Below are 16,891 nucleotides of genomic sequence, written 5' to 3' on the forward strand. Positions count from 1 at the left end.
CCCGCACCAGGTGGCGGCGCAGGCACCCGCCGCCCTGCTGGTATCGGCGCTCGTCGGCAACCTCGCCGAACTGGTCGCTGGCGAGGTGGTGTTCGGCGTTCCCTCCGCAGGGGGGCTCGTCGTCGCGGTGAGCTGGCCGCCGCGCCCACCCGGGACACCGCTCGGCGCCGACTTCGCCGAGGTGGCCACCGCCCCCGGGGTGTCCGCGGCCGAACCGACCCCCGGCGGCGGCGTGGTGGTGATCACCAAGTCGGGCCGCGTCACCGGCACCGACCGGTCGGCGCTGCGCGAAACGGCCACCTGGCTGGGCCTGGCCACCCGCCTGGACCGGCTGCGCACCGCCCGCGACCAGGCCGCCCGCCGCGCCGAGGGGCTCGACGCCGACTTGGCCGCCACCCGCGAGCGCCTGGCCCAGGTCCGCGACCTGGAGCGGCGCAGGCTCGTCGGCGCGATCACGGCGGTGACCACCCGCGAGTTCGCCGACGTCCGCGCCCGCGCCGAGGAACTGGGCTCCGCCTTCGCCGCGGACGACAGCACGGCCGACCCCGTTGCGGGAAAGGCGAAAGCGGGCAGCGGTACGGCGGAAACGGGTGGCGCCACGGTGAACGCCGTGGACAACACCGCGGAAACGGGCGGTGGCAAAGCGGAAACGGGCGGCGGAACGGCGGAAGCGGGCGACAGCGCGGCGAAAATGGGCGACAGCGCAGCAAATATGGGCGCCAGCGCGGCAAATATGGGCGCCAGCGCGGTGGAAGCGGGCGGCGACGCGGTGGGTGCCGTCGACAACCCGGCGGGCCGGGCGGTCGCGGACGCGGCGGGGCGCGCGGTCGACGGGCTGCGCGACGCCCTCGACGAGTTGATCGACACCTTCCGCACGGTGGTGCGCGGCGTGCACCCCGCCATGCTCCCCGAGCGCGGCCCCCGCGCGGCGCTGGAGGAACTGGCCGCGACGCTGCCCCGGCCGGTGCGCTTCGGCGGCGACCTGGGCCGCCGCGTCGGTTGGGAGGTCGAGTCCGGGCTCTACCACGCCGCCGCCGCGGTGCTGACCGTGCTCGCGGGCCGCGACGCGGACACCCCCGTGGCGGTCGACCTCGGCAGGCAGGGCACCGTGCTGCGGGTCGTGGCCACCGCCGCCGAACCCGACCGCCCGGTGGCGGCCCTGGTCGCCGCCCTGGCCGACGACACCGAACGCCTCGCCGTGCTCGGCGGAGCGCTGACCTGCGCCGCGGCGGGCGGTGTCGCCACCGTGTCGGTCCGGCTGCCCGAGCGCATCGGCGCGGACGCCGTCAACGGGGAGACCACCACCGCCGGGCTCCTCGACCGCGTCCGCGACCTGCTGGAGCAGGGTTGGCAGGCGGCCACCGACCCCGCCGACCGCGACCGCTGGGCCGCCATCGCCGACCGCCTGGGCAGGCCGGTCCGGCTGGCCGTGGTCGGCCCGGCCCGCACCGCCGTCGTGGGCGCGCTGCTCGGCACCGAGGTCGCCGCGGCCGAACACCCCACCTGGTACGCCCGCGGCGAGAGCGGCGCGACAACGAACGCGAACGGGCACCGGGTCGTGCGGCTGCCCGCGGACTTCCTGCGCGGCCTGACCGTGGTCGAGGTGCCCGGCGCGCCCGACGCCGCGCTCGCCGCGGCGTTGTCCGCCGAGTCGGAGGGGTTCGCCCCGGCCGTCGACGCCGTGCTCTGCCTCACCCCACCCGAACCGGGCTTCCGCGAGACCCTGCGCGCGGGCAGGCACCGGGTGGCGCTGATCGACCCGGACCCCGGCCTGCGCCCCGGCCTCGCCCTCGTCGCCGCCACCCTGCGCGAGGAGGAGCACCGCGCCCTGCGCTCCACCGCACCGGACCCCGTCGCCCTGGCCCGCGTCCCACCACCGGACCTGCCCACCGCGGTGTCCACCGCCCGCGGCGTCGTGGAGCAGGGCGCGGCCGCCCTGATGTCCGCCCTGGCCCAGCGCAGCGGCCTGACCGCACTGCGGCGCGGGCTGGCCGACACCCTGCTGGCCCGCGCGGAGGTCATCACCGCCCGCCGCGCCCTGGTGGCCGTCGACGCGGCGCTGCCCGCCCTGCCCGCGAACCACCCGCTGCGCTGGTCGGTCGAACAGGTCCGCGTGGAGGCCCACGACATCGCCGAACTCGACCTCCTCGACGACATCACCCGAGGCGCGGTCCCCCTGCGCGCCGACCGAGCCGCCGCGCTGCGCCTGCTCGGCGCCCACGGCCTCGCCGCCCGCACCCGCCTCGGCCTGCCCGCCGACACCCCACCGGACCGGGTCCACACCGCGGCCCAGGCAGCGGCCGACCGGTGGCGCGCCCACGCCGAACACCCGGCGACCGGCGCCAGGACCCGGCACGCCTGCGAGGTCCTGATCCGCACCTGCGAGGGCCTGACGGCGCAAGCCCTCCCCACCCCGCGCAGCCGCACCTCCGCACCGGTGTGAGCGCCCGGCCACGTGGTGGCCCGGCAGCCGCGTGCGCGCCCGGCCCGCGCCGGCCACCCGGTCGCGGGCTGCCGACCCGCTCCACGGTCCGGGGACGAGCCTGACCGGATCGTTCCGCTCCCTGGCGCGCGCGTACCTGGTGGTGGCGGCCCGCGACGGCGAAGCTGGACCCGTGAGCGAAGCGCTGATCGTCATCGACGTGCAGGAGTCCTTCCGCAGGCTGCCCAACTGGGCGGAGCTGTCGAACCCGGACATCGTCAGCCGGGTGAACACCCTGGTCGAGCACGCCAGGGCCGAGGGGGACCCGGTGGTGTGGGTGCTGCACGCGGAGCCCGGCAGCGGCACCGCGTTCGACCCCGCCACCGGCCACGTCCGCCTGATCGACGGGCTGGAACCGCTGGAGGGGGAGCCGCTGCTGGTGAAGACCTCGCACAACGCCTTCACCACCACCAACCTCCAGCAGCGGCTGACCGCGCGCGGCACCGGCGGGGTGCGGGTGTGCGGCATCCGCACCGAGCAGTGCTGCGAGACCACCGCCCGGGTCGCCTCCGACCTGGGTCTCGCCGTCACCTTCGTGACCGACGCGACCGCGACCACCCCGCTGCCGCACTGGCGCACGGGCGTCGTCCTGGGGACCGACGAGATCGTCGAGCGCACCGAGTACGCCCTGGCCGGTCGGTTCGCCACCATCGCCACCGTCGCGGAGGTCACCGGCGCCGCGCTGACCGGATCGTGACCAGGGTCGTCTTCCTGCTGGCCCCCGGCGTCCACCTGCTCGACCTCGCGGGCCCCGCGCAGGTCTTCTCCACCGCCGCCGACCACGGCCTCGGCTACGACCTGGTCCACGCCGCCGAGCAGGACGAGGTCCGGTCCGCCCAGGGCGTGGTGCTGCGGGCTGGGCCGCTGCCCGACCTCACCCCGGAGGACCTGGTCGTCGTGCCGGGGTGGCGGTCGAGCGGCGGCCTGGGGCCCGTCCCGCTGCGCCGGGCCACCCTGGGGTGGCTGCGCGACCACCACACCGCGGGCGGCACGGTCGCCAGCGTCTGCGCGGGAGCCGACGCCCTCGGCCGCGCCGGGCTGCTGCACGGGCGGCGCTGCACCACCCACCACGAACTCCAGGACGACCTCGCCCGCCGGTACCCGGGCGCGACGGTCGTCCGCGACGTCCTGTACGTCGTCGACGGCACCGTGGTGACCTCGGCGGGCATCGCCAGCGGCATCGACCTCGCCCTGCACGTCCTCGCCACCCGCCACGGACCCGCCGCCGCCGCCCGCGCCGCGCGGGCCATGGTCGTCCACATCCGGCGCAACGGGGACGAGCAGCAGGTCAGCGCCCTGCTCCGGCACCGCGCGCACGTGTCCGAGACCGTCCACCGCGTCCAGGACACCATCGAGTCGCGGCTGACCGAGCGCCTTCCCCTCGCCGAACTCGCCCGCGTCGCCGCGTGCAGCGAGCGGACCGTCACCCGGGAGTTCGCCCGCGCCACGGGGACGACACCGCTGCGCTACCAGCAGGAGTTGCGGCTGGAGCGCGCCGAGCACCTGATCGGCCAGGGCACGCCGGTCGAGTCCGCCGCCCGCGCGGTCGGGTTCGCCGACGCCCGCATGCTCCGCCGCCTCCGCGCCCGACCCCACCGCGCACCCGCCCGCCCACCCTCGTAGCGGCGGAGGTCGCGCGGCAGGCGGCGTGCGCGCGGTGGTGCGTCGACCACACCCGCCGCCGGTCGGTCGGTCCACTCGGGATGGTCCGGTCAGAGGGGAACGAAACCGGCGACCACCGTTCCCCGGCCGGGTGCCGAGGTGACGCGCACGGAGCCGCCCACGGCGGCGGCGCGCGCGTTGAGGTTGTGCAGCCCGGAGTCGGCGGGCAGGGCGGACCGGTCGAAGCCGGGGCCGTCGTCGCGCACCTCGAACTCCAGGCCCCGGTCGGTGTCGCGCGTGCGGACCGTGATCCGGGCGCCAGGGGCGTGCTTGTGCGCGTTGTTCACCGCCTCCATGCACACGAAGTAGACGGCCGACTCCGCCACGGCCGGGTACCGGCGCAGCCCCGGGCCCAGGTCCAGCGCCACGTCCGCGTGCTCGGCCAGCTCGGCGACCAGCGCGGCGGCGAGGCCGTCGTCCACCAGGGCCAGCGGCAGGATGCCCGCCGCCGTGCGGCCCACCAGGGCCTCGGCCGCGTCGAGGCGGGTGAGCAGGTCGTCGAGCCGGGGGCGGGCCGCCGCGGCGCCGCCCTTGGCCACGGCGTGCTCCAGCAGCCCGACCGCCATCCGCAGGGCGACCAGGTGGTGCTGCGCCCCGTCGTGCAGGTCGCGTTCCAGCCCGCGCCGCTCCCGGTCCATGTCCGCCGCCGCGCGCCACCGCGCGTCCGCCAGCTCCCGCAGCGCCGCGTCCCCGGCCCGCCGCAGGTCGTCGGTCTCGGCCGCCAACCGAGCGGCGGCGAACACCGGTCCCAGCACCGCCGCCAACCCGCCCAGCGGCCCCGCCGACTCCGGGCACACCGCCACGACCCCCTGCGCCTCGCCGCTGTGCTCCACCACGGCCGACCAGGCGGGGCCGTCCACCCCCCAGCCGAACCGGTTCCCGGCGACGGTGAACCAGCACCCGTCGACCTCCGCGGCCCCCGCGATCGCCTCGGCCAGCGCCCCCAGGTCCGGCCACGGGGCTCCCGAGGCGCGGGGGAGCGCGAGGCAGTCGGAGACCGCCGCCACCGCCCGGCCTTCCCGTTCTCGCACCCGCACGCCACGACCGTACTCCGGCGATCACCCTCAGTCACCCGCGGTCTTCCGCGCGGCCGCGTTGGTGATGCTGCGTGACCGCGATGTGTTTGGAAGCCGGGATTCCGCTGTGGTTTTCGGTCGGGCCGGATGTGTTCACAGACCGTGCTCTTGCAGTGCTGTCCGGCTGGAACCGGGTCCGCCCGAAGTCCGGAGTGGTGTTGCCGGTGCCCGGATGGCGCTGATCGGCTGTGTGTTTGAAGCCCGGAATTTTTTCCGAGCGCTCCCGGGTGTCACATTCGTGGGCCCGGCGGTGCTGTAGGGGTATGGAGTTGGTTCAGCGCGGTCGAGCGGCCCCCGCGGCCGTCTTGGCGGTTCCCGGTGCCGGGGTGGGGCGGCGGGAGAGGGGGAGGGGCGTGGCGGACAGCGGTGGCGTGCGCCCGGACCTGGCCGAGGTGTTCCGCCGGGAGTACCGGCGGGTGGTCGGTGTGGCGGCCCGGGTCCTGGGGTCCCGGGACCAGGCCGAGGACGTGGCGCAGGAGGTGTTCCTCTCCTTCGGCCGTTCCTCGGTGCCCGACGGGGAAGCCCGGGGGTGGTTGTCGGTCGCCGCCGCGCACACCGCGTTGAACCTGATCCGCTCCGGGCGCCGCCGCGCGTCGCGGGAGGAGACCGCCGCCGTGGCCGAGCCCGTCGTCGTGGGCGACGTGGCCGACGCGGTGGTGGTGACCGAGGAGCGCGGCCGGGTCCGGGCGGCGCTCGGGCGGTTGCCCCGCAAGCAGGCCGTGGCCCTGGTGCTGCGGCACAGCGGCCTGAGCTACGCCGAGGTGGCCGCGGCGCTGGACATGTCCCCCGGCAGCGTCGGCACCACCGTGCGGCGCGCCGAAACCGCTCTGCGTGAGGAGTTGAACCGTCATGCGTCATCCGGGTGAGGGCGTGCTGCGCAGGCTGGTCGACGAGCCCGCGGGCGTCGCCGACGCCGATCGCGGGCACGTCGCGGACTGCGCGCGGTGCCTGGAGGAGTTGGCGGGTGTGCGGGAGGACGCCGCCCGCGTCGGCGCGGCGCTGTCGGTGGTGGGTGTGCGAGCCGACATCGACAGCGACGGAGCTGACGTCGACGCGGCCTGGCGGCGGCTGACGGCGGTGCCCGCGGAGCGGTCCGCGCGGGCGACGGCGCCGCGCCGGGGGCGCTCGATCCTGCGGCGCCCGGTCGTCGCGGCGCTCGCCGCCGCTGTCGTGCTGGCGGGGGCGGGCACCGCAGCCGCCAACGACTGGCTGCCGATCTTCCGGACCGAGCGGGTCGGCGCGGTCAGCCTCAGCACCGCCGACGTGATGGCCCTGCCCGACCTGAGCGCGTACGGCGACGTCGCCGTGACCCGGGACGGCGAGGTGCACCGGGTCCGCGACGCGGCGGCCGCGGCCGCCGAGACCGGGGTCGACGTGCCGGAGTTGGCCGTGCTGCCCCGGGGGGTCACCGGTGGTCCGGAGTACCGGGTGGGCGGCAAGGTCAGCATCGCGTTCACCTTCGCCGCGGAGCGCGCCGAGCGGGCCGCCGCCGGGGTCGGGGAGCGGATGCCGTCGCCCCCACCGGGGTTGGACGGCAGCCAGGTGCGGTTGGTGGCGGGCCCGGGGGTGGCTGCGGTCTGGTCGCAGGCCGCCGGTGTGCCCGCGCTCGTGGTGGGGCGCGCTGTCGCGCCCACGGCGGTGTCGGCCGGAGTGCCGTTCGAGGTGGTGCGGGACTACCTGCTGTCGTTCCCCGGTCTGCCCGACACCGTCGCGGCCCAGTTGCGCGCCTTCTCCAACGGCTCCACCCTGCCGCTGCCCGTGCCCGGCGACCACGTCACCAGTTCGACCGCGCAGGTGCACGGCGTGCCCGCCACGGTCCTGGCCACCCGGGACGCGACGATGGCGGCCGTGGTGTGGGTCGACGACGGGGTGGTCACCGCGGTGGCCGGGGCGTTCGACGCCGACGAGGTGCTGGCGATCGCCGGGGAGGTGCGCTGATCATGACCGGGCAGAACACGCGGGACGCCGCGCGACTGGTGGCCGACCTGCCGCCGACACCCGCCGCGTGGTGTTCGGGGCTGCGCAAGGGGTACCGGCGGCGCCAAGCGGTGGACGACGTGTCGTTCCAGGTCGGCCGCGGCGAGGTGGTCGGGCTGCTCGGACCCAACGGGGCGGGCAAGACCACGGTGATCAAGATGCTGCTCGGCCTGGTCACCCCGGACGCCGGGGAGGCCATGCTCCTGGGCCGCCCGGCCCGCGAACCGGCCGCCCGCGTGGGCGTCGGCTACCTGCCCGAGCTGTTCCGGTACCAGCCGTGGCTGACCGCGGCGGAGGTGCTGGCCCTGCACGTCCGGCTGGCCGGGGCCGACGTGCCGAAGCGGGAACAGCGCGACTGCCTGGAGCTGGTGGGCCTGGCCGACCGCGCGGGCGACCGCGTCGGCGGCTTCTCCAAGGGCATGCAGCAGCGGCTCGGCCTGGCGGTCGCCCTGGTGGCCCGACCCGAACTGGTGGTCCTGGACGAACCCACCAGCGCGCTGGACCCGCTCGGCCGCGCCGACGTGCGCGACATCGTGCTGTCGCTCAAGTCGCGCGGCGTCGCGGTGCTGCTCAACTCGCACCTCATCGGTGAGGTGGAACGGGTCTGCGACCGGGCGGTCATCCTCGACCACGGCCGCGTCGTCGCCTCGGGCACCCTCGCCGAACTGCTCGGCACCCGCGAACTCCGCCTCCGCCTGACCGACCTCACCCCGGCCGCCGAAGCCCGCCTGACCGCCACCGGCACCGTCAACCGGCAGGGCGACTGGTTCACCGTCGCCCTGCCCGCCGTCGAGGACGACACCACCGTCCCGGACCTGGTGCGCGACCTGGCCGCCGCGGGCGTGCGGCTGCACGCCGTCGAACCGGCGCGGATCAGCCTGGAGCAACGCCTGCTGGGCATCCTCCGCGCGGAGAACGCCCGCGCGGAGAACGAGAACGCCGAGAACAAGAGCGCGGGCAACAAGAGCGCGGAGAACGGGAGCACCCGATGACGACGGTCCGAACGGTGTTGACCATCGCCGCCCTGACCCTGCGCGAGGCGTCCCGCAGGCGCGTGCTGTGGGCCCTGGCCGTGCTCACGGTCGCCCTGCTCGGCCTGAGCGCCTGGGGTTTCTCCCGGTTGCTGGCGGAGTCCGGCGTGGATCTCACCAGCGGCCAGGCCCGGTTGGTGGCCTCCCAGTTGCTCAACCTGGTCATGTTCGGCTTCAGCCTGATCGCGGCACTGGGCACGGCGTTCCTCACCGGCCCCACCCTGTCCGGCGAGACGGAGTCGGGTATCGCCCTGTCGGTGCTCGCCCGACCGATCCGCCGCTCCGCGCTGCTGCTGGGCAAGTGGCTGGGCCTGGTGGCCTTCGGCAGCGGCTTCATCGTCGTCGCGGGCCTGGCCCAGTGCCTCGTGGTGCTGTGGACGGTGGACTACTGGCCCCCGCAGCCCGTCACCGCCCTCGCCCTGCTCGCCGCCCAGACGACCGTGCTGCTCACCCTGGGCCTGCTGCTGTCCACGGTGATCTCCCCGATGGCCTCCGGCGTGGTCGCGGTCGGCCTCTTCGGCGCCACCTGGGTGGCGGGCGTCGTCGGCGGCCTCGGCGCCGCCTTGGGCAACGAGGGCGTCGCCCGCGTCGGCACCGTCTCCCGGGTGCTCCTGCCCACCGACGGCCTCTGGCGCGGAGCCATGCACGGCTTCCAGGACGCGGCCGCACTGGCGGACGCGGGCCCCGGCTTCGACGGCTTCCCGTTCCTGAGCCAGTCCGCGCTCAGCCCCGCCTACCTGGCGTGGGCGGCGGTGTGGGTGGCCATGATCTGGGGCCTGGCAGCCACCTCCTTCGCCCGCAAGGACCTGTGACCACCGGGGTACCGTGCGCCCGTGCCCGCCCAACGCCCCCTGCTCTTCCTCGACGTCGACGGACCGCTCCTCCCGTTCGGCGCCCCACCGGAGCAGTACCCGACGTACGGCGCCACCGACCCGAACCCGCTCCTCGCCCGGCTCGACCCCCACCACGGCCCCCGCCTGACCGCCCTGGGCTACGACCTGGTCTGGGCGACGACCTGGGTGCACGAAGCCAACGAGAGCATCGCCCCACGCCTCGGCCTACCGCCCTCGGCAGTGGTCACCTGGCCGGAACCGACCACCGCCGAAGACGACCACGACGAGCGCAACGGCCTGCACTGGAAAACCCGCACCCTCATCACCTGGGCCGCGAACCGCCCCTTCGCCTGGGTCGACGACGAGATCACCCCCGCCGACCGGGCGTGGGTGGCCGCGCACCACCGGGGCCCGGCCCTGCTCCACCGCGTCGACCCCCGGCGCGGACTCACCGACACCGACTACGCCACCCTCGGCGAGTGGTCGCGGGAGACCCGCAGGCGGAGCCTGCCGCACACCCAGGGCACCGCCTGACCCCCCGAACCCCACCGCCGCATCAGCAACCGCCCACCCGAACCCTCCGGCGCAGCCACCAACCGGCCACCCGAAGCCGCCTGCCCACCACCAGCCCCCCGAACCCACCCGGCGCAGCGACAGCCAACCACCTCCGCAACCGCCGGCCCGGCGAGCGACTGCCCGGGTGGGTGGATGTGTTTGGCCGGGGGTGGCGATCATGTGACAGCCTGCCTGGGCGGTGGGGCATCTTTTCAGCCCCACCCGGTCACACTGGAGCACATGATCGCCATAGGGGCCCCGGCCAAACACATCCACCCAGCCGGGCACCCCCACCAAACGACCGGGCCTGAGCCGAAGCGCGCGGCGAAGCACATCCACCCAGCCGGGCACCCCCACCAAAACCCGGCGTCTTGCAGAACACAGGCACGGCGAAGCGCATCCAGCCACCCCAAAGCGCCTCCCCGTTCGCGGGGCTGCGGCTCGGTGCCGGTCATCGGCCGTCCCCTCGATCCGGTGTGGTCGTGCCGGGACTCGGCGTGGTCACGGTCCGGTGGATCGCCCGGGACGCGCGCGCTCGGAAGTGTGCAAAGGGGCGCGGCGCCACTGTCCTCATAGGCCGTTGGTCACTCCGCGTCAGAGCGGCTACTCCACGCGTGGGAACGTTGGTCCGTTGTTGAAACAGCGTTCGCGCGCTGTCCGATAGGGAGTTCGTACAACGTCCGAGCCGGGCGGTCCGGGCGCCACCCGCGCCGCGACCGCCGGTCGGGCGGTTCGACCCCCCTGGATCGGAGTGACGATGCCTGACCTGAACGTGGAGATCACCGCCGGGCTCGACCGGGCCGGGTGCGGGGTGGACGCGTGGGGCACGCTGGCGCACACCATCACCGAGGACGAGGCGACCGCCTTCGGCTTCGGCGACCGGGAGGGCATCCGGGTGGCGTGCGGTGCGGGCATCGGCAGGGAACCGGACCGGTGGTTCCTGCGCGACCCCACCACGCCCCGCCCCGGCCCGGGCGACCGCCGCCACGACAACTCCCACGACACCTTCGGTTGGCAGCCGGTCACGGTCACCCTCCGGTCCACCGGTGCGGAGTTCCTCGGCGTCGACGCCGTGCCGGTGATCGCCCACCACGTGCGGTGGGACAACGGGGGCGACCGCCCCGCGCGCCGCTCGGCGGGCCTGTCGGTCGCCAAGTCCGAGACGGTCATCCGCTCGCAGACCCTGAGCGGCGCCTTCGCCTGCACCGGCACGATCGGTGTCAGCGTCGACATCGAGGGGGAGCGGTCCTTCTGCTTCGAGGCGGGCTGGTCCGACACCGCCTTCCGGAGCCGGGTCGCCCGGGTGGGCGCGGATGCGGGCGGCGACGTGCCCGCGCACTCCGCCGAGACCGCCTGCCTGTTGACCGACTCGGTCACCGCGCGGTTCCGGGTCACCTACGAGGCGAGCCTCAGCGGGGTGCTGCTGACCGTGAACGACGACTGGTACGGCGGCCACCGCCACCGCGGCCTGGACCCCCGCTGGGTGCTCTGGCGGGCCGGTCTGCCCGCGACGGTCACCGTCCAGCACGACTACGCGGTCGGCTTCCACTCCGGCGCCGAGGTCGACGTGGCGCCCGGGCCGTTCACCCCGGGCCACCGGCCGGGGCGGGAGTGCTTCCGCGGTCGGGGCCGACTGGGGCACGCGGCCTGAACGGCGGGGGCGGCGCGGGGGGCATCCGCGTCGTCCCTCGCGGACACCGGGTCGCGCGGGTCACGCGGCCCGGTGCTCCGCGGCGGCTCGGATGTGCGGGGCGAGCGCTTCGGCGATGAGCGCGTACCCGGCGGGGGAGGGGTGGAACCGGTCGGCCGAGAACAGGCCCGGTTCCGCGGCGAACCGGTCGTGCAGGTCGGTCCCGACGGCCGCCACCGCGCCGCCCGCGCGCACCACCGCGTCGGCTTGGGCGCGGGCGTACATCGCGCTGACCTGGGAGACGAACGCCCGGTAGATGGGCGGCACGTGCGAGACCACGCTGAGGTCGGGTGCGGTGGCCACGACCACCCGCGCCCCCGCGCGGCGCAGGTCCGCGACCGCGTCGTGCAGCAGTTGCGCGCCCGCGGCGGGCGGGGTGAACGAGGTGAGGTCGTTGGCGCCGATCACGACCAGCGCGAGGTCGACCCCGGTGGGCAGCACCGCCCGCACCTGGGCGGCGAGGTCGGTCGACCGCGCGCCGGACACGGCGTGCACGCCGAGGTCCACCCGGTGCCCGGCCGCGCGCAGCACGTCGGACATGAGGTGGCCCAGGGTCTGCTCGGCCCGCGCGCACCCCACACCCGCGGCGAGGGAGTCACCGAGGACGCGGAAACGGAATTGTTCGCTCATCGCCGGTGACAACGTCCCACCCGGTTCCGGTGCTCCCGCGTGCCGCCTATCTCACACCGATCGCGCTCACGGGGGTCCACATGTGTACCGGTGGGCGGTGGTGGTAACCGCCCCCACACGGTGCTGTGGGTGTTCGCCGGAAGCGGTGGGGCGCGCGGCCTTGGGTGAGCGGAGGGGAGTGGTCATGGTCGTCGTGACGCAGGAGAAGACGAGCAACAGGGCAGTGGTCCGGGCGCGGGGAAGGGCGCTGGGTTGGGTCAGCCTGGGGTTGGGGGCGGCGCAGGTCCTCGCGCCCGGGGCGGTGCGGCGGCTGAGCGGGGTGGACGACTCCGACACCTCCCGGGTGGTGGTGCCGCTGGTGGGCGCGCGGGAGCTCGTCCACGCGGCCGGGCTGTTGGGGAGCAAGCGGACCGGGGCGTGGGTGTGGACCCGGGTGGTGGGGGACGCGATCGACCTGACCGGGCTCGCCGTCGCCATGGGGAACCGCGGCGGCGGGCGGCGCAGGCGGGTCGCGGTCGCGCTCGGGGCCGTCGCCGTGATCGCCGCCGCCGACCTGGCGACGGCGCTGCGGGCGCGGAAACCGTTGCCGCGCTGAGCATCCGGCGCCCGGGTGGCGGTGGGGCGTGGGAGGTGCGCGCCCGGGTGAACGGTGATCCCAGGCCGCTGCCGGTGGCCCCCGCACCCCCCGCGCCGTCCACCTACCGGCACCGTTCGGCAGGTCGGCCCGCCACCCAGTAGACATATGCCCGTGCGCACAAAACGATCACGGCCCGCGGTCGACTGGGGCGCGCGGTGGCGCCGGTCCCGCGAGCGGTACCGGTGGCTCGACCATCTCGCCCGCGCCGTCGACCGGTACATCGAGCACAGCGGCTACCAGTACGTCGCCTCGATCACCTACTTCAGCGTGCTCTCGCTGGTCCCCATGCTGATGGTCGGGTTCTCCACCGCCGGGTTCCTGCTGGCGGGCAGCCCCGAACTGCTCTCGGAACTGCGCATCGGGGTGGCCAACGTGGTGCCCGGTCCGCTGGACGAGGAGGTGGGGCGGCTGCTGGACAACCTCATCGACCAGCGCACCCACATCGGCGTGCTGGGCCTGCTGATCGGCCTGTACTCCGGCTGGAACTGGATGAACGCCCTGCGCGACTCGCTCACCGCCATGTGGGAGCAGCAGCGGGTCAACCAACCGCTGCTGCGGACCATCGTCCGCGACCTGCTCGCGCTGATCAGCCTGGTGCTGGCGCTGCTGGTCTCCTTCACGCTCACCGCCGTGGGTGGGGCCGTCGGCGGCGACCTGCTGCGGCTGCTGGGGGTCGACGACACCGCGTGGGCGACCGCGCTGCTGCGGCTGGCGTCACTGGTGCTGGTCCTGGTGGCCGACTGGCTGGTGTTCCTCTGGGTGCTGGCGAAGCTGCCCCGCCAACCGGTCGGCATCCGCAGCGCCGTGCGCGGCGCGGCGGCGGCCTCGGTCGGGTTCGAGCTGCTGAAGCTGGCGGGCAACGTCTACCTCGGCATCATCGGCGACTCGCCGACCGGGGTGGCCTTCGGCTCGGTGATCGGCCTGCTGGTGTTCATCTCACTGGTGTCGCGGCTGCTGGTCTTCATCACCGCCTGGACCGCCACCGGCCGCGACACCGCCAAGCGCCAACCGATCCGCCCACCCGGCGCGGTGCTCGTCCACGTCACCGCCACCGACCGGCCGAACCCGCTCGTCCCCGCAGCGGTGGGTGCCGTGGTGGGCGCGGTGACCGCCACCGTCCTCGGCCGCAAGCGGCGCCGCCGCTGACGCGCGGCGGCGGTCTGGCGATATGGTCCATTAGTTGAAGCTGGATGGGCAACTGAGGATGAATTTACGTTCGGTGTGCGACGAACCGAAAGGTTCATGATCGCAACTGAAGGCAAATCGGATGTGCATATCTTGACGCGCGCACTAGAGGTTTTAAGGCCAGAGGTGGCGGATTTCTTCCGCTTCGTCGACACGCAGAAGAGTCACCCCTTCTCCAGTGTGTCAGGTCTGCTTAAATTCGCAGAAGGGTCGGCGAGGGTAGATGTCCAGAACCAGGTGGTCTTTCTGTTTGACAATGACGCCGAAGGGGTTGGGGGTTACAGGCGGCTACCAGAATTCGACCTGCCCGCGAATATGTGCGGTATCATCCTTTCTGAGCTTGAGGAATTCCGCTCATTTCCGTCATGGGGTCCTGATGGGCATCACCGTTCCGACATCAACAGGAATGCCGCTGCGATCGAGTGTTACCTCGATCTTTATTCTGGCGATTGTCCGCCGCCGCAAGTGCGCTGGAGCAACTACAAGACGGAAACGGACACCTATCAGGGGGCTTTGGATAAGAAAGAGTTGTATAAAAAGCATTTTCTCGTGCAAACGGCTGAGGCGTTGAGAGGAGGGACCTACGACGTCCGCGAGATCGAAGCTATCCTCGATTGTCTCGTCGCGGAGCGTGTGGCTATCGCGGTCGACGATGAGAACCGGCGGCAGACGTTGGTTCAGTTCGAGGACGCGACCGGGTTCTCCTTCTGACCCGAACGCACATTGGGGAGTCGGTGGGGATGACTGCGGGTTGCCCGTAAGTGTGGTTAAGACCCGGTCTCACGTGGTGGATTTTGGTGTGGGATGATTTGTTTCCGTGGACACGTTGTCGTTGCGGTTGGTGCCGGATGCGTTGTGGGAGCTCGTGGAGCCCCTTGTTCCGGGATTCGCGGCCCGCCCGCAGGTCAGCGATCTTGAACCACGCACCGGCGGACTCGGTGGTCCCGGCGAAGCGGCGCCGAACCTCGTTCTCCCGCTTCCATTCGCGAGCGCGCCGCACGCAGGTTCCAACAGGCACGACGAAGCCGACGCCGCCCTTCGCGACCTGAACCTCCAGCGCCTGGATGCCCGCCCATCTGCGACGCGGGTGGGGCTTCGCGGTGTTGGGCCATTTCGGATGCCGGTGCACTGTTGGAAGTGTCTCGCCGTGCACAAGGTGGTGCATGCGGCCTGCGGAGACCAAGTCCAAGGCGGCGACGCGGGTGTGAGTGCCGGGGCGGGTGGTGGCGGCCTTGATGTGGCGGTCGGCCGCGGCGTGGTGCTCGCCGAGGGATTCGCGGGCACGGGCGACGCGGGAGTGCGCCGACGCCGGGGCCGGTCCCCAGGTGAGCGCCCAGAACGGGATGTCGTCGCCGGGGCCTGAGCCGGTGTCGTGCGGACGTGCAGTGAGTGCTCACCGACGGATTCCCGCGCGAGTGGCGAGGGCTTGGAGGTCTCGCTGCGGCGCATCTCCCGGTTTGTCGAGCAGCTCGCCGATGAGCCTGCGCATGGTCGTGCGGGTGCGCACCTCGTCCGGCGCGAGGCGTTCGATGACGTGGAGGAGCGTGTGGGCTCGCGCAGGTTTGCCCCATTGGGCGAAGCAGAGGGCGACGTCGCCGAGGTAGCGGGCGTGGCGTTCGGTGTCGGGGAAGGTGAGCGCTGATGCCGCGCGGGCGTGGTGAAGCGCCGTTCCGGCGTCTCCGAGGAGGTAGTGGGCGGAGACTTGGTGGCTGAGCACGTTCGCCGCGAGTTGTTGGTGGGCGGTCGTCCCTGGGGCGAGCCGGTCGACGGTGATCTGGGCCTCGTGGAGGAAGGTGGTGGTGCGGTCTCGGTCGCCGGCGCGCGCCGCGGCGTAGCCGGCCGAGCACATGAGCAGGCCGTGCAGAGCGAGGTGGTCCTGTTTCGGGTTCCGGGTGTTGATGTCGAGGTGTTCGGCTGCGGCGAGGGTGAGGGCTTGGGCGCGGTCGTGGTGCTGGGCTGCCCGTCTGCTGTCGGCTTGGGCGGCGCGGCGGAAGACGGACCCGAGCATGCGGTGTGCCTCGGCGAGCAGGAGCGGGTCGCTGGAGGTGGAGGCGGCGCGCATGGCGCGGTCGGCCGCGATCCACTCGGAACCGCTGGCGTCGAGCTTGAGCAAGACCCTGATTGTGAGGTTGTAGGTGGCGGTGACCAGAGCAGCCGTCCTGGTGGTGCCCTCCTGCTGATGGGTGCGTCGGCGGCGGAGATCAGCTTCGGGAGGCGGGCGGCCAGGTCAAGGTGGCGGCAGTAACGAAACTCGGAACGGGCGCTGTTCAGCGCGGCCGTGAGCGTCTGGTGTGGGGCCGCCGCGGCGTGCGTCCTCGGGTCGACGAGGGTGGCTTCCAGCAGGGACGCGAGGTGGGCGGCGGGGTCGGTGGGGGCGGAGAGGTTGTGCGGTGTGGTGACCGCGGCGGCGCCGATGGCGCTCGCGGTCTTCAGGAACGCGCGGCGACGCACCGGGTCGTCCTCCTCGTCCACGGTCAGGTGGGGTCCCACCGTAGATGCCGGGTGACTCCGCGGCGGTGAAGGGGCAGGTCGTGTCGTGGTTTCAACGGCGCCGAAGGCGTGTGCGGGCAACCCGAGGATGGCGGCCATCCGGGCGGCGACGTCAACTTGGTCGAGGGCGCGGCGACGCCCGTTCTCCATCCGTGAGATCGCCGACGGGGTGCAGCCGAACCGTTGCCCGAGGTGGGCCTGCGACCAGCCGAGGTGTTCGCGGGCGGCGCGGAGCACGGCTCCGCGGTCGCGGCGCCTGCTGGCGTCCCACACGGCGGCGGGCCATGTCCTGCTCACCATCACCCCCAGCGTTCATCCGACGAACGGCGCCCTGATTGTGGCATCGGCGTAGGCCCTGCGGGAGCGGTGTCCAGCGGTTGTGCCGCATCGGCACAACCGCTGGCGGACTGGCACAACACCTGGTCGACCAAGGCCGGGGCCCTTGATGTCGAGGCAGGCTCACCCGCGAGCTTGTCACCCCCGTCACCCGTTCGAGTCGCTTCGAGGAGTCGTAGAGAATGCGGCGGATCACCGCGTCGAGAGGACCCCCGTGCAAGCTGTCACGTTGATGACCGACCACCCGGCCTGGCGGCCGTCGTCCACTGAGCCTGGGACCTGGGTTCGTGCCTTCGGTGCTTCGACC

Annotated in this window: 15 protein-coding genes and 2 pseudogenes; 13 read left to right on the forward strand and 4 right to left on the reverse strand. The window is 73.8% G+C overall.

What is annotated here, in order from left to right:
• The first annotated feature begins 10 nt into the window (after positions 1-10).
• The 3 genes from DFQ13_RS02680 to DFQ13_RS02690 all read left to right on the forward strand — a co-directional run bounded on the left by DFQ13_RS02680 (position 11) and on the right by DFQ13_RS02690 (position 4,105).
• The gene (locus DFQ13_RS02680) at positions 11-2,443 is read left to right on the forward strand and encodes a hypothetical protein (RefSeq protein ID WP_146241054.1); all 2,433 of its coding nucleotides are present in this window, start codon (positions 11-13) and stop codon (positions 2,441-2,443) included.
• A 172-nt stretch (positions 2,444-2,615) separates the two neighbouring features.
• Positions 2,616-3,179 (forward strand): isochorismatase family protein, encoded by a 564-nt coding sequence (locus DFQ13_RS02685; RefSeq protein WP_035285844.1) that lies wholly within the window; start codon positions 2,616-2,618, stop codon positions 3,177-3,179.
• Complete coding sequence (locus DFQ13_RS02690; RefSeq protein WP_035285842.1) at positions 3,176-4,105, forward strand: GlxA family transcriptional regulator; 930 nt, start codon at positions 3,176-3,178, stop codon at positions 4,103-4,105. The genes DFQ13_RS02685 and DFQ13_RS02690 overlap by 4 nt, the downstream gene beginning before the upstream one ends.
• Positions 4,106-4,194: 89 nt before the next feature.
• On the opposite strand, the gene DFQ13_RS02695 is transcribed toward DFQ13_RS02690, so the two are convergent.
• A complete protein-coding gene (locus DFQ13_RS02695; protein ID WP_146241056.1) occupies positions 4,195-5,181 on the reverse strand; it encodes a sensor histidine kinase in 987 nt (328 codons plus the stop codon).
• Between the two features lie 392 nt (positions 5,182-5,573).
• On the opposite strand from DFQ13_RS02695, the gene DFQ13_RS02700 reads away from it, so the two are divergent.
• The 6 genes from DFQ13_RS02700 to DFQ13_RS02725 all read left to right on the forward strand — a co-directional run bounded on the left by DFQ13_RS02700 (position 5,574) and on the right by DFQ13_RS02725 (position 11,267).
• The gene (locus DFQ13_RS02700) at positions 5,574-6,086 is read left to right on the forward strand and encodes a sigma-70 family RNA polymerase sigma factor (protein ID WP_200873425.1); all 513 of its coding nucleotides are present in this window, start codon (positions 5,574-5,576) and stop codon (positions 6,084-6,086) included.
• Positions 6,070-7,158: a hypothetical protein gene (locus DFQ13_RS02705; protein WP_110078648.1), complete on the forward strand. Its 1,089-nt coding sequence runs from the start codon at positions 6,070-6,072 to the stop codon at positions 7,156-7,158. Before DFQ13_RS02700 ends, DFQ13_RS02705 begins: the two co-directional genes overlap by 17 nt.
• 2 nt (positions 7,159-7,160) lie before the next feature.
• On the forward strand, positions 7,161-8,189 hold the full coding sequence (locus tag DFQ13_RS02710; protein WP_110078649.1) for an ABC transporter ATP-binding protein: 1,029 nt from the start codon (positions 7,161-7,163) through the stop codon (positions 8,187-8,189).
• Positions 8,186-9,040, forward strand: coding sequence for an ABC transporter permease (locus DFQ13_RS02715; protein ID WP_110078650.1), 855 nt, complete (start codon positions 8,186-8,188; stop codon positions 9,038-9,040). Before DFQ13_RS02710 ends, DFQ13_RS02715 begins: the two co-directional genes overlap by 4 nt.
• 21 nt (positions 9,041-9,061) lie before the next feature.
• Positions 9,062-9,595 carry an HAD domain-containing protein gene (locus DFQ13_RS02720; RefSeq protein ID WP_181399802.1) on the forward strand — a complete coding sequence of 178 codons (534 nt, stop codon included), beginning with the start codon at positions 9,062-9,064 and terminating at the stop codon, positions 9,593-9,595.
• Between the two features lie 778 nt (positions 9,596-10,373).
• On the forward strand, positions 10,374-11,267 hold the full coding sequence (locus DFQ13_RS02725; RefSeq protein WP_110078651.1) for a hypothetical protein: 894 nt from the start codon (positions 10,374-10,376) through the stop codon (positions 11,265-11,267).
• 60 nt (positions 11,268-11,327) lie between these two features.
• On the opposite strand, the gene DFQ13_RS02730 is transcribed toward DFQ13_RS02725, so the two are convergent.
• Positions 11,328-11,936 (reverse strand): SGNH/GDSL hydrolase family protein, encoded by a 609-nt coding sequence (locus DFQ13_RS02730; protein ID WP_110078652.1) that lies wholly within the window; start codon positions 11,934-11,936, stop codon positions 11,328-11,330.
• 184 nt (positions 11,937-12,120) lie between these two features.
• Here DFQ13_RS02730 and DFQ13_RS02735 point away from each other — a divergent pair, with 184 nt between their 5' ends.
• The 4 genes and pseudogenes from DFQ13_RS02735 to DFQ13_RS35875 all read left to right on the forward strand — a co-directional run.
• A complete protein-coding gene (locus DFQ13_RS02735) occupies positions 12,121-12,531 on the forward strand; it encodes a hypothetical protein (protein ID WP_146241058.1) in 411 nt (136 codons plus the stop codon).
• A gap of 147 nt (positions 12,532-12,678) precedes the next feature.
• The gene (locus DFQ13_RS02740) at positions 12,679-13,719 is read left to right on the forward strand and encodes a YhjD/YihY/BrkB family envelope integrity protein (protein ID WP_035278886.1); all 1,041 of its coding nucleotides are present in this window, start codon (positions 12,679-12,681) and stop codon (positions 13,717-13,719) included.
• A gap of 96 nt (positions 13,720-13,815) precedes the next feature.
• The gene (locus DFQ13_RS32925; protein ID WP_146241060.1) at positions 13,816-14,469 is read left to right on the forward strand and encodes a hypothetical protein; all 654 of its coding nucleotides are present in this window, start codon (positions 13,816-13,818) and stop codon (positions 14,467-14,469) included.
• Between the two features lie 106 nt (positions 14,470-14,575).
• Positions 14,576-14,662: pseudogene (locus DFQ13_RS35875) on the forward strand (IS5/IS1182 family transposase); the annotation flags it as partial.
• Between the two features lie 489 nt (positions 14,663-15,151).
• On the opposite strand, the gene DFQ13_RS02755 reads toward DFQ13_RS35875, so the two are convergent.
• Together DFQ13_RS02755 and DFQ13_RS35880 are read right to left on the reverse strand one after the other, a co-directional pair.
• The gene (locus DFQ13_RS02755) at positions 15,152-15,871 is read right to left on the reverse strand and encodes a hypothetical protein (protein WP_110078654.1); all 720 of its coding nucleotides are present in this window, start codon (positions 15,869-15,871) and stop codon (positions 15,152-15,154) included.
• Positions 15,872-16,173: 302 nt separating this feature from the next.
• Positions 16,174-16,548, reverse strand: a pseudogene (locus DFQ13_RS35880) (helix-turn-helix domain-containing protein); the annotation flags it as partial.
• Positions 16,549-16,891 lie beyond the last annotated feature (343 nt).

Source organism: Actinokineospora spheciospongiae (assembly GCF_003182415.1).
Taxonomy (GTDB): Bacteria; Actinomycetota; Actinomycetes; order Mycobacteriales; family Pseudonocardiaceae; genus Actinokineospora; species Actinokineospora spheciospongiae.